The sequence below is a fragment of the Parasegetibacter sp. NRK P23 genome (assembly GCF_023721715.1).
Lineage (GTDB): Bacteria > Bacteroidota > Bacteroidia > Chitinophagales > Chitinophagaceae > Parasegetibacter.
The window spans coordinates 123,288-135,571 of sequence record NZ_JAMDLG010000001.1; the positions used below are offsets into that span (position 1 = coordinate 123,288).

Genomic DNA, 12,284 nt, shown 5'->3' on the forward strand with positions numbered 1-12,284 from the left:
GAAATACCAAACCTGCGCCAAATGAAACGGATATTCCTTATCACCTGCCTGGCCGCCGGGCTTTATGCTCAGAAAGCCGCAGCCTGCGAAGCAAAACCTGTTGTTCCTCCATTGGATGAACAACATAAGACCACTGCGGTTCCACCTGCAACTGAACAGGCGAAAACAGATTCCTGCCCCGATAAAAAAGAGGTGAAGAAGAAAACCGGCAAAGAGGCTATTCTTCCTAAAAAGACCGCGGTAAAAGAGGAGGAAGTAACGGAGTTTCGTATTCACCCCTTCAGCCGGATGGAAAGATCCTGATCGCTTATTCGTACAGGTCCTTCTTTTCCCGGATCGCCTCCCGGTACTTTTCGAGCAGCAGGGTGGGTGAAATAAAACCCATGGGTTCATATTTTTTATTCACGACCGGTAATGGTAACGGTTGTTGTGCATCGAATTGCTCCATGATTTCCGTTACGGATGCGCCAAGTACAACAACAGTTGAAGAGACGGCCATTTTTTCAGCTATACTTCCTTCCGCGATCAACTCTTTCCAACTGATCCATCCCAGGTAATGTTGGTCATCTCCTGTCACCATCGCTTTATCTTTTCCTGAGTTTCTCAAAATTTCCTTTACCTCTTGTGTGCTGCAATGCATGGATACAACCGGAAAACCTCTTTCCAGGATATCTTCCGTTTGTAAGGCGTTCTGGATATTTTTCTCTTTCTCGTGCGTAAGCATTTTCCCGCTCAGCGCCAGATCGATGGTATCCATGGAATAAGGACGGTAATGTTTTACAATGAAGAAAGACAGGGAGGAAACCAGCATTAACGGAATGATGAGTTCATAGCCATTGGTGATTTCAGCGATCAGGAAGATAGCCGTTAACGGGCAATACATGACGCCACTCAGGATAGCGGCCATGCCCGTAAGGGTGAAATTACTTTCGGGCAATCTTACCAGCCCCATGTTGTTGATGGTTTTTGAAAAGAAGTACCCCCAGAAAGCGCCTGTGAACAGGGAAGGCGCGAAATTACCTCCATAGCCGCCGCCGCCCAGCGTAACGCCTGCGGCAACGGGCTTCATCAACATTACCAGTCCGGTGAACACCAGTATTTCCCAGTTGTCGGGTAAACGGCCGAACAAAAATGAGTTGCGTGTGAGCGTATCCGTTTGTCCGTACGCAAGACTTTTAATGCTGTTGTATCCTTCACCGAAGAGTGGGGGAAATAGGAAATACAGCCCGATCAGTAATGCGCCCGCAATCACGGCCCGCCAGATGTAATTGGCGCGCATACCATGCAAACGGTGTTCCGTTCCCCGGAACGCATAAGCATAATAGAGCGACAGGAAGCCGCCCCCGATCCCCATCAGCATGTAAAAGGGAACATTATGGTAGTCGAAGGTTTCCTTCAACGCGAAATTGAACAACACCGATTCATTCAGTATAATCTTGGAGCAAAGGACGCCGGTAACCGAAGCGATGATCAGCGGAATAAAATAACTGACCACCGTCTCCGTAAGCAGTATTTCAATGGCGAAAATCACCCCGGCTATGGGCGCGTTAAATACAGACGCGATTCCTGCTGCTGCGCCACAAGCGATCAGTAATGTGCGTTCCTGGTAAAGCATGAAATGAAACCTGCCCACCGTTGAGCCGATGGAAGAACCCGTTGCCACGATCGGTGCTTCCAGACCGGCGGAACCGCCCATCCCAACGGTAAGTGAACTGGCGATGATGTGCATATAGTTATGCCGGAAACCAATATAGGAAGATCTTTTGGCGATGCTTTTCAGCACCATACCTACCCCTTTTTCAAAACTATCTTTGTAGAACCGGTGTACCACCAGCGCGGTAAGTACCAGTCCCAGCATGGGGAACAGCAGAAAAAACGCATGGAACCTGTACCTGTCGGCCAGAAAAGTCTGCAATTCGTGCACCATCAGTTTGAGCAATACGGCGGCCAGACCGGCGATGAGACCCGTCATAATGGCCAGTAATATCATAAACTGAACGCGGCTGATCCTGGTTTTTACCTGCCTGCTGATCCTGTGATAGTAGTATCTGAGCTGTTTCAAATAATTCCTTTTGAAGTTACGTCTCAGTAGTGCGGAAATGAGCCTTAAAGGGGCAAAGGTAGGTAAAAAAATGGCCGGCCATCCCTGGAAAGGGAAGCCGGCCCACACATTATACTTATTAATACTAGCCTTAGCGGGTCCGAAGCACGTAGGCTTCGGGTGATTTGTTCCAGGAATAACGTTTCATCGCTTTCTTTAACCTTCGTTGTACAACCGGCCTGGACGCGTTGATGGACTTCCCTTCTGTACGGTGCTCGTACACTTTACCGTGCGCTTCGTTGTAAAAACGGATCACGGTATAGGGCGTTGCGGCCGGTCCTGTTTCCACCACCCAGTAACTGGGTTTGTCGAGGTCAGGTATTTTCACCGGCGGCGTCTGTGTTTTTCCGCCGAAAGGAAGGGCGGCAATACACAGTAAAAGAAATGGTTTAAAGGTATTCATGGCTTTTTTCTTTAAAATTAAACCCAGGATAAACCCGGAAAAATGATTTGCGCCGTGCGGACAACGTACTGCGGCATACGATGAATCACGCGTGTTCAAAGCCGTTCGTCATGCCTTGCTGCTTTCTATCGTGCTTTTCCTGCTGTTGGGCGATAATTGCATTCATTCAGCGCAAATCTTGATAGCTTTAAAGAACAGATTTCATGAAACCCGCATTCATTTTTTCCGATTCGCCCGGTAATCGTTTCACGCGCCACTTCTTATTCTGGCTGGCGTGGATACTCTTTTTTACATTTATCTATGCGCAGAAAGGCGTGGTGTATTACGGGCTTTTCCACAGTTACATGATCTCTTTCGTGGACGCGATCTGTTTTATGCCGATCCATCTGTTCTTCAGCTACGGCATCATTTATTTCCTGATGCCGCGTTTCCTGTACACACAACGGTATGGCCCGCTGATGGCGTGGATGCTGGTGCTTGTAGTGGCGGCAGGCATCATCTCCTATCTTTCATCCGAATACCTCGTGGGGCCGGTAAGAATATTGTTGGGCGTGCCCAGGTACCCCAACAGTCTGGCGATGGGTTTTATGGGCGGCTTACGTGGCGGACTCACCATTGGTGGTTTTGCCGCGGCCATCAAACTGATGAAGCAGTGGTACGTGAAGCAACAGGAAAATGAAATGCTGGAAAAGGCACGCATGGCCTCGGAACTGCAGGTACTGAAGGCACAACTGCACCCGCATTTCCTCTTCAATACCCTCAATAATATTTATTCTTACGCGATGCAGGACACGCAAACCGCTCCCGGCATGATCCTCCGGTTGTCGGATATGCTGCGGTACATGTTATATGAATGTGAGCAGCAGCAGGTTTGTCTGGCAAGAGAGGTGCAGTTGCTCAAAGATTACGTGGCACTGGAGCAGATGCGTTACGGCAGCCGGTTGGAGGTGCATGTACATGTGGAGGGAGATTTACAGGAAAGAAAGATCGCGCCGTTGTTGTTGTTGCCTTTCGTGGAAAACGCCTTCAAACATGGTGCTTCCAGTACAATGGGGGATGTTTGGATGAGTATTGATATCAGGGAAGATAACAGCTTATTAAAACTGAAGGTGATTAACGGGAAACCGAACACCTCTGCGGAAACTTCCGAACAGGGGATCGGCCTGCGGAACGTGCGCCAGCGGCTTGAACTGCTTTATCCGGGGATGCACCTGCTGAACATATCGGATCAGGAAGATAGTTTTGTGGTGAAACTTTCACTCCGGCTACATCCCGCAACAGGCGGCACGGTAGACAATTCCGGTGCGGCAAAAAAACTTCATTATGCCTGAGCAATTGCATTGTTTGATCGTGGACGACGAGCCACCGGCCAGGGAGGTGTTGAAACGTTATGTGGAAGCCATTCCCAGCCTGGTATTGGTGGGAGAATGTGAGAACGCCATGCAGGCGCTTTCCTTTTTGCAGCAATACCCAGTGCAGTTGTTGTTGCTGGACATCAGGATGCCGGTATTGATGGGAACGGATTTTATCAAGACTTTATCGCATCCTCCCCAGGTCATCTTCACCACCGCCCACCGTGATTACGCGGTGGAGGGCTTCGACCTTAACGCGGTGGACTTCCTGCTGAAACCCATCTCTTTTGAACGTTTCCTGAAAGCCGTGAACAAAGTGCTTCAGAAAAATGCGCTGGACCCGGCGCCGCCGGTCTCTAATTTTACGGTCCCCGAACCAGTGCTTTCCGAGGCCCCGGCTTTTTTATACCTGCGCATTGACAGGAAAATGGTGAAAATACTGCTCAACGAGGTTTTTTTCCTCGAGAGCCTGAAGGATTATGTCCGTATCATCACGGTGAATGGTCCCTTACTGGTGCGGCAATCGCTTTCCTCACTGGAAGAAATGCTACCGGAGCAGGAATTCGTAAGAATACACCGGTCCTTTATCGTGGCCAGGAGGCATATCCGCGCTTATACCCATGAAACCATGGAAGTGGGGAACAATGAACTCCCGATAGGCCGGCTTTACCGCAACGAGGTGCTGAAACTGCTTTAACGGGCTGGTATAATTTTTTTGTGTGTTCAAAGGAAATTGATTCAATTGCAGCACCTCAAATTTTAGCCATTGCGCCGGAAACCGATTTTACCCGCATTCCTTCTTTTATTATGCTGTTCGCTGCAAACCCTGGCGCAGGAGGAAAAGCCGGACCATGATACAACGTATTATATCTCCCTGGCGGATCAGATGCTTACCCGCTTTTACTTTTCAAGAAAATATACCAACCTGGAACTCGGTGCGCCAAAAGGGGAGGACAGGCTGATTTACCGGCCCAACACCACGCTGAATATGGGCGTGGGCGCCACATACAGATCACTCACGCTAAATCTCGCTTACGGGTTTCCGTTCCTCAACCGGAACGAGGAAAAAGGAAAAACAAGGTACCTTGACCTTCAAAGCCATATTTATACCCGGAAATGGTCCTATGATTTCTGGGGACAATTTTACAAAGGGTATTACATGAAAAGAAGCGCCATTGATGGGGGATCGGGGTATTACCTCCGGCCGGATATGGGCGTTACCTTACTGGGTGTTTCGGCTTACAACATCGTTGGGCATGAACGTTTCTCCTACCGGGCGGCTTTTGTACAGAATGAACGGCAGTTGAAATCGGCCGGAAGCTGGTTGCTGGGCGCTGAAATTTATTACGGACGCGCCACCGCAGATAGCGCACTGGTGCCCGGCGCGGTGAAAGACAGGTTCAGCCAGCGCGAAGTGGAACGTGTTCGTTTCCTGGATATCGGACCAGGAGGGGGATACGCCTACAACTGGGTGATCCGCAACGATTTTTTCCTGGGCATGGCCGCTACCATCAACCTGAATATCGGCTTTGTAAGGGAGATCACACCTGCCGACTCAAGGGAAAGGTTAGGTTTCAGCCCGAATTTTATTTACCGAGCCACCGGTGGCTACAATTCCGAAAGATGGATGGCCAGTTTATCGCTGGTGGGCAACCGCGTTTCGGCCCGGGGTTCTTCATCCTCCTACAATTATATCTTCAGTACAGGAAATTACAGGGCCACACTGGCTTACCGTTTCAAACCCGGAAGGAGGCTTAAAAAATACCTCGCTCCCGTAGACAAATTGCTGAATTAGTTACTTCGCTATGAAGTAGATCAACACACATAATATACCTGCAATGAGCAGGGCAATCAAGCCTTTGTACCTGTTCCAGAAGGCTTCCAGCCTGCTTTGTCTTTCCCATTTGTTCAGGTCGGCCGTTAAATTAGGTGCCAGCAGGCCCATGCGGGGTGTGATGTTCACCACCTGCCTGTAATGTAAGATGCGTGAAGCGTGTTTCAGCAGCAGGACTATGCGCGTATTCAGTTGTGCATCGTTGTTGTATTGAAGTATTTTAAGGTGTTCTTCGTCCAGCAATTGAAGGATATAGGCGGTAAGTCCTTCTCTGTCGGTGCGGAAAGGGTCCTCGCGGTTCATGTACTTTTCAAGTTCGAGTACTTTAAGCAGAATGCCGTATGGTGTGGTGTCGGGTGGAGCTGAATAGGTTCTTCCAGCGGCCCTGTTGAACCAGCGATCATGGTGGTACTTTTCCCGCAGCAATGGATCGGAGAGGATGCGGTAGGCTTCCTGGACCTCACGGAAAAGGATAGCCGCCCTTGGGTCATCTGGATTTTTATCGGGATGGTAGCGCATCGCCAGTTTCCTGTAGGCGCGTTTGATATCCTGAATGCCGGATTGTGGTGGAATCCCCAGTGTGTTGTAATAATCTTTTACCGGCAAAAAAATGGTTTTAAAATATGAGTGCCGCGGAAAGAACAGTGGTGTTCAACCGCGGCACTAAAATTATTAAAAAGCACGTGCCTTAACGTGAAAGAGATGATAAATTATTCTTCCGCGTAAGCGCTGACCGGTTCGCAGGTGCAAATCAGGTTCCTGTCGCCATGGGTATTGTTCACCCTTGAAACAGAGGGCCAGAACTTATTTTCCTTCACATAAGCCAGGGGGAATGCTGCTTCAGAGCGGGCATAAGCATGGCTCCATTCATCGGCGCAAATTACAGCTTGAGTGTGGGGCGCATTTTTCAACACGTTATCTTTTTTATCTGATTTTCCTTCTTCAATGGCGGCTATTTCGGCGCGGATGCTGAGCATGGCATCGCAGAAACGATCCAGTTCGGCCTTGTCTTCACTTTCTGTGGGCTCAATCATGATGGTGCCTGGAACCGGGAAGCTCATGGTTGGTGCGTGGAAGCCATAATCCATGAGGCGCTTGGCCACATCTTCCGCTTCAATTTCCGCGGAACGTTTGAAAGGACGGAGGTCCACGATGAATTCGTGGGCGCAGGTACCGTTTGTTCCCAAATACAGTACATCGTAAGCCCCTTGCAAACGGGCACGCATGTAGTTCGCGTTCAGGATAGCGTTTTCTGTGGAAGCTTTCACCCCTTCAGCGCCCAGCAAACGAATGTACGCGTAAGAGATAAGCAGGATGCTGGCGCTGCCGAACGGCGCCGCCGATACCGCCTTCGTTTGATCGCTGCCGTTCAGGAAAGTGTGACCGGGCAGGAATGGCGCCAGGTGCGCTTTCACGCAGATGGGGCCCATGCCGGGACCACCACCGCCATGCGGGATGGCGAATGTTTTGTGGAGGTTCAGGTGACAAACATCCGCGCCGATCAGACCGGGAGCGGTAAGTCCTACCTGAGCGTTCATGTTCGCGCCATCCATATAAACCTGTCCGCCATATTGGTGGATGATATCGGTAATTTCTTTTACGGTTTCTTCATATACGCCGTAAGTGCTGGGGTAGGTGATCATGATTCCTGCGAGTTGCGAAGCGTACTGCGCGGCTTTAGCTTTCAGGTCTTCCACATCAATGTACCCGTTCTCCAAAGCTTTTACCACTACCACTTTCATGCCCGCCATTACAGCGGATGCAGGGTTGGTACCATGTGCGGAAATGGGGATCAGCATTACGTTGCGGTGCGCTTCACCATTGGCCGCGTGGAAATCACGGATGGTGAGCAGTCCGGCGTATTCTCCCTGTGCGCCGCTGTTGGGTTGCAGGCTGCACGCGTCGAATGCGGTGATCTCGCAGAGGTAGGCGCTCAGTTCATCCACGATCTGTTGGTAGCCTTCTGCCTGGTTCTTCGGAACGAATGGATGTATTTTAGAAAAATGGCTCCAGCTTAATGGGATCATTTCCGTAGCGGCATTCAGCTTCATGGTGCAGGAACCCAGGGAAATCATGCTGGTGTTCAGCGAAAGGTCTTTGTTTTCCAGTTGCTTCAGGTAACGCATCATTTGTGTCTCGCTCCTGTGGGAGTTGAACACGGGGTGCGTGAGGAACTCTGAAGTACGGGTCAGCGCCGTCGGAATATGTGTAAGTGCCGTATCATGGTTGATAGAGAAAGAAGCGGCTTCTTCTTCTTTGCCGAAGATGCCAAGAATATCCAGTACATCGGAGATCGTGGTGGTTTCATCCAGTGCAATTCCGATGGAGCCGTTGCTGAAATAACGGAAATTGATGCCGTTGCTTTCTGCTTTTGGACGAATGGCCGAGGCGTCAGCATTGGTGACTACGATGGTATCGAAGTAGCTGTTGCTGGCGAGTTCCAGGCCGCCCGCTGTGAGTTGCTCACCCAGCGCCTGCGTGAGCAGCGCCACTCTTTTGGCGATATTTTTCAGTCCTTCCGGCCCGTGGAACACGGCGTACATGGCGGCCATATTGGCCAGCAGCGCCTGTGCGGTACAGATGTTGGAAGTGGCTTTTTCTCTCTTGATGTGTTGCTCGCGGGTTTGAAGGGCCATACGCAACGCGCGGTTGCCCTGGGCGTCTATACTTACCCCGATGATCCTGCCGGGGATGCTGCGTTTGAACTCGTCTTTAGAAGCGAAGAAAGCCGCGTGCGGACCGCCATAGCCCAGGGGAACGCCGAAGCGTTGCGCGGAACCACAGGCCACATCGGCTCCCAGTTCACCGGGAGGCGTGAGGAGGGTGAGGGCCAGCAGGTCGGTTGTCATGGCCACATAAGCGCCGGCGGCATGTACTTTTTCTATGAAAGAGCGGTAATCTTCTACCGAACCTTTATCGTTAGGGTATTGCACCAGCGCGCCGAACCAGCTTTCGTCGGGCGCTGCGTTCCGGTAATCGCCCACCACCACTTCAATTCCGATGGGTACGGCGCGGGTATGGATCACGTCCAGGGTTTGCGGGAACACATCGGCATCCACGAAAAACTTAGGGCGGGTAATATTTTCAGTTTTGTTGAGGCCGTTAAAGAACATCGCCATAGCCTCGGCGGCGGCGGTGCCTTCATCAAGGAGTGACGCGTTGGCAATGGGCAGACCGGTAAGGTCGCTCACCATCGTCTGGTAGTTGAGCAGGCTCTCCAGGCGTCCCTGGGAAATTTCCGCCTGGTACGGGGTGTACTGCGTGTACCATCCCGGGTTTTCAAAAACGTTCCGCAGGATTACCGAAGGAACGATTGTATCATAATAACCCTGGCCGATATAATTTCTGAAAACCTTGTTTTTCAGGCTCACTCCTTTCACGTGCTGCAGGTATTCCGACTCGCTCATGGCGGGTGGAAGTTGCAGTGCCTTGCTCATTCGGATGCCCGTAGGGACGGTCTTGCCCGTGAGCGCATCGAGGCTGGCTGCGCCGATGGTTTGCAGCATGGCCGCAGTGTCGTTCCCGGTGGGACCAATATGACGATTCCTGAATTCTGTTGCTTGTTGCTCAAAAATATTCATACGAGTTTGTGCTTTTCTGGTTAGCAGGCTGCAAAGGTAAAATCCTTTCAGAAGAAAACACGCTTTTTGTTCAACGGTGGGGATGAACTGGGGATAATACTGGACGTACGCCTTTCGCAATCGTTTTAAATGCCAAAAAATAAGTAAATTCCCGGCAATCGCCTGGGATCACGACCTTTGTAACAGACTGGAATTGTTCATTATCCACAGCATTAACACTTTTTCCTGAACGTATGACGCATCTGCCTGAACTGATTGAGGACCTGGCACTGATTCTTGGAGCCGCTGGTATCTTTACCCTGATCTTCAAGAAATTAAAGCAGCCTTTGGTACTGGGTTATATCCTCGCCGGATTGCTGGTGGGGCCAAACCTGGATATCTTCCCCACCGTGGGCGACCAGAAAAGCATCCAGGTATGGGCCGAGATCGGCGTGATCTTCCTGTTGTTCTCCCTGGGCCTGGAATTCAGTTTTAAAAAACTGATGCGCGTTGGTGGCACCTCCTCCGTAACCGGTATTTTCGAAACCTCCATGATGATGGTGATCGGGTATGTAACCGGTCAGATGCTGGGCTGGAGCATGATGGACAGTATTTTCCTGGGCGGCATTATCGCTATTTCCTCCACCACCATCATCATCCGCGCATTCGAAGAACTTAATTTGAAGAACCAGCAGTTCGCGGGACAGGTATTGGGCATCCTTATTATCGAGGACCTTGTGGCCGTATTGCTGCTGGTATTGCTGTCCACACTTGCCGTGAGTCAGCAGTTCTCCGGCGGTGAGCTGTTGGGATCGGTGGTGAAACTGGTTTTCTTCCTCTGCTTATGGTTCCTGGCCGGTATTTATCTTTTGCCGACCCTGCTCAAAAAAGCACGGCGTTTCATGAACCATGAAACCTTGCTGGTGGTATCGCTGGCACTCTGTTTCCTGATGGTGGTGCTGGCCACCAAAGTAGGTTTCTCGGCGGCATTGGGTGCGTTCATTATGGGTTCCATACTTGCGGAAACCACCCTGGCGGAAGAGATAGAACACCTTACCAAATCGGTGAAGGACCTGTTCGGAGCGGTATTCTTCGTTTCGGTGGGCATGCTGATTGATCCGAAATTATTGCTGGAATATGCATTTCCGGTTGTAATAGTAACTATTGTAGTGATTGTAGGAAAAGTATTGAACGTGACCATAGGTTCACTGATTTCGGGACAGCCTTTGAAGCAATCGGTGCAGTCATCGATGAGTTTGTCGCAGATCGGGGAATTTTCCTTCATCATCGCCACACTGGGCCTGAACCTGAATGTAACGAGCCAGTTCCTTTACCCCATTGCCGTAGGCGTTTCCGTAATTACTACTTTCACCACGCCTTATATGATGCGGCTTTCAGAGCCTTTCTACCGTTTCCTGGAAAAGAACCTGCCCGAGAAATGGCGCAGCTCGCTGAACCGGTATAGTGCCGGCGCGCAAACCATCCAGGCGGAAAGTGACTGGAAAACGGTGGTGCGTTCCTATTTATCCGTCATGCTGGTGAACTCAGTGGTAATCGTGGCAATGATCTTGCTTTCCGGAAGGTACTTCGCACCGTGGATGGCGGATCAACTGGAGAATAAATTGCTCGCTTCCGTACTTACCGTGATCATCAACATCGGGTTAATGCTGCCGTTTGTATGGGCGCTTACCGCGAAAAAAATCAACAGCGGCGCATATACGAGTTTATGGCTCGACAGTAAATACAACCACGGCCCGCTTGTATTGCTGGAAGTGCTGCGTAACCTCCTTGCCGTATTGTTCCTCGGTTTCCTTTTAAATCAGCTCTTTAATATATGGGTGGCGCTGGTGGGTAGTTTGCTGGTGATTCCATTCGTGATCTTTATTTTCAGGCAGAAATTGCAGAAATTCTATTCCCGGATTGAAAGGAGGTTCATGCGTAACCTCCACGACCGGGAACTTTCCGCCAATACGGGAGCCAACAGCGATCTTTCTCCCTGGGATGCGCACCTTGCTTATTTCACTGTTAGTCCGGATGCGCAATGGGTGGGCGGCTCCCTGGAAAACTTGGCCTGGCGCGAAAAATATGGCGTGAACATCGCGTCCATTGAAAGAGGCGCGCGTATGATTCCCACACCCCAACGTACGGAACAGGTATATCCTTACGATAAACTTGCGGTGATTGGTACCGACCAGCAGTTAAAGGATTTCCGGCTGGTGGTGGAGCCCGTTCCGGGCGAAAACAATGTTCCCGAAGAAGAAATGACACTCTTTAAGATCATCGTGGACGAACATACCCATCTGAAAGGGAAAACCGTGCGCGGCTCCGGCATCCGGGAAATCACACGCGGACTGGTAGTAGGAATAGAAAGAAACGGGGAACGCATCCTCAACCCGCCTTCAGATATGGTTTTTGAATGGGAAGACGTGGTATGGATCGTAGGGGATAGAAAAAGGTTGAAAGATGTTCATTAGTTTCGCGCAAAACAAGTATACATGCGTTTGATAAAAGCAGGCCTGATCGGATTGGTGGTACTCAGTTTACTGGTGTTCCTGCTCTCCCTTTTGTTTCCGTCCAATGTGCGGGTGTCCCGGGCCATTGATATCTATACTTCAAGGGAAGAAGTTAGTCGGCTGGTGATGGACCCTGCCGGTTGGAAACATTGGTACCTACCCTTGAAAACGAATGAAGATACCCTGTGGACCACAACGGGTGACGGGTTTGCATCCAAAGCAGCTTCCCTTTCCATTCAAAGCACTTCCGACAGCAGTGTAGTTGTAACCGCACGCAACAAAGACGAGGTTTTCAACAGCCACCTGCAGATCATAGGAGATGGCAGCAACGGGCATTGTACGGTGCAATGGTATGCCGATATGCCCGTGAAATGGTATCCCTGGGAAAAGTTCGGGAGTATTTTCTTCGACAAAATACTCGGGCCTGGAATGGAGGAATCTTTACAGGAACTGAAAAAACAGGCCGAAAAGCAAGGAATATAGGCTGAAGTATGCGTTTATTTGCCGAAATTAACTGTATC

The 12,284-nt window shown here is 50.4% G+C and carries 10 protein-coding genes; 6 read left to right on the plus strand and 4 right to left on the minus strand.

The window, feature by feature from the left end:
* Nucleotides 1-21 precede the first annotated feature (21 nt).
* Nucleotides 22-303 (plus strand): hypothetical protein, encoded by a 282-nt coding sequence (locus tag M4J38_RS00450; protein WP_251757558.1) that lies wholly within the window; start codon nt 22-24, stop codon nt 301-303.
* Nucleotides 304-307: 4 nt separating this feature from the next.
* Here M4J38_RS00450 and M4J38_RS00455 read toward each other — a convergent pair whose 3' ends face one another.
* On the minus strand, nt 308-2,062 hold the full coding sequence (locus tag M4J38_RS00455; RefSeq protein ID WP_251757559.1) for a chloride channel protein: 1,755 nt from the start codon (nt 2,060-2,062) through the stop codon (nt 308-310).
* Nucleotides 2,063-2,192: 130 nt separating this feature from the next.
* Nucleotides 2,193-2,504 (minus strand): hypothetical protein, encoded by a 312-nt coding sequence (locus tag M4J38_RS00460; protein ID WP_251757560.1) that lies wholly within the window; start codon nt 2,502-2,504, stop codon nt 2,193-2,195.
* A gap of 203 nt (nt 2,505-2,707) precedes the next feature.
* Between M4J38_RS00460 and M4J38_RS00465 the strand changes: the two genes are divergently transcribed.
* From M4J38_RS00465 to M4J38_RS00475, 3 genes are all read left to right on the plus strand, one after another.
* The gene (locus M4J38_RS00465; RefSeq protein WP_251757561.1) at nt 2,708-3,835 is read left to right on the plus strand and encodes a sensor histidine kinase; all 1,128 of its coding nucleotides are present in this window, start codon (nt 2,708-2,710) and stop codon (nt 3,833-3,835) included.
* Complete coding sequence (locus M4J38_RS00470) at nt 3,828-4,553, plus strand: LytTR family DNA-binding domain-containing protein (RefSeq protein WP_251757562.1); 726 nt, start codon at nt 3,828-3,830, stop codon at nt 4,551-4,553. The genes M4J38_RS00465 and M4J38_RS00470 overlap by 8 nt, the downstream gene beginning before the upstream one ends.
* 69 nt (nt 4,554-4,622) lie before the next feature.
* Nucleotides 4,623-5,651, plus strand: coding sequence for a DUF4421 domain-containing protein (locus tag M4J38_RS00475; protein ID WP_251757563.1), 1,029 nt, complete (start codon nt 4,623-4,625; stop codon nt 5,649-5,651).
* Here M4J38_RS00475 and M4J38_RS00480 read toward each other — a convergent pair whose 3' ends face one another.
* Both M4J38_RS00480 and gcvP read right to left on the minus strand, forming a co-directional pair.
* Nucleotides 5,652-6,296 (minus strand): J domain-containing protein, encoded by a 645-nt coding sequence (locus M4J38_RS00480; protein ID WP_251757564.1) that lies wholly within the window; start codon nt 6,294-6,296, stop codon nt 5,652-5,654.
* Between the two features lie 104 nt (nt 6,297-6,400).
* On the minus strand, nt 6,401-9,271 hold the full coding sequence (gene gcvP / locus M4J38_RS00485; RefSeq protein WP_251757565.1) for an aminomethyl-transferring glycine dehydrogenase: 2,871 nt from the start codon (nt 9,269-9,271) through the stop codon (nt 6,401-6,403).
* Between the two features lie 233 nt (nt 9,272-9,504).
* Between gcvP and M4J38_RS00490 the strand changes: the two genes are divergently transcribed.
* Nucleotides 9,505-11,724 carry a cation:proton antiporter gene (locus M4J38_RS00490; RefSeq protein ID WP_251757566.1) on the plus strand — a complete coding sequence of 740 codons (2,220 nt, stop codon included), beginning with the start codon at nt 9,505-9,507 and terminating at the stop codon, nt 11,722-11,724.
* A gap of 21 nt (nt 11,725-11,745) precedes the next feature.
* Complete coding sequence (locus tag M4J38_RS00495) at nt 11,746-12,246, plus strand: hypothetical protein (RefSeq protein ID WP_251757567.1); 501 nt, start codon at nt 11,746-11,748, stop codon at nt 12,244-12,246.
* The last annotated feature ends 38 nt before the right edge of the window (nt 12,247-12,284 follow it).

Excerpts from the sequence above, each read along its gene's own strand:
- M4J38_RS00495 (WP_251757567.1), top strand. The coding sequence starts at position 11,746 with ATGCGTTTGATAAAAGCAGGCCTGATCGGATTGGTGGTACTCAGTTTA.
- M4J38_RS00470 (WP_251757562.1), top strand. The coding sequence starts at position 3,828 with ATGCCTGAGCAATTGCATTGTTTGATCGTGGACGACGAGCCACCGGCC.
- M4J38_RS00460 (WP_251757560.1), bottom strand. The coding sequence starts at position 2,504 with ATGAATACCTTTAAACCATTTCTTTTACTGTGTATTGCCGCCCTTCCT.
- M4J38_RS00450 (WP_251757558.1), top strand. The coding sequence starts at position 22 with ATGAAACGGATATTCCTTATCACCTGCCTGGCCGCCGGGCTTTATGCT.
- M4J38_RS00465 (WP_251757561.1), top strand. The coding sequence starts at position 2,708 with ATGAAACCCGCATTCATTTTTTCCGATTCGCCCGGTAATCGTTTCACG.
- M4J38_RS00490 (WP_251757566.1), top strand. The coding sequence starts at position 9,505 with ATGACGCATCTGCCTGAACTGATTGAGGACCTGGCACTGATTCTTGGA.
- gcvP (WP_251757565.1), bottom strand. The coding sequence starts at position 9,271 with ATGAATATTTTTGAGCAACAAGCAACAGAATTCAGGAATCGTCATATT.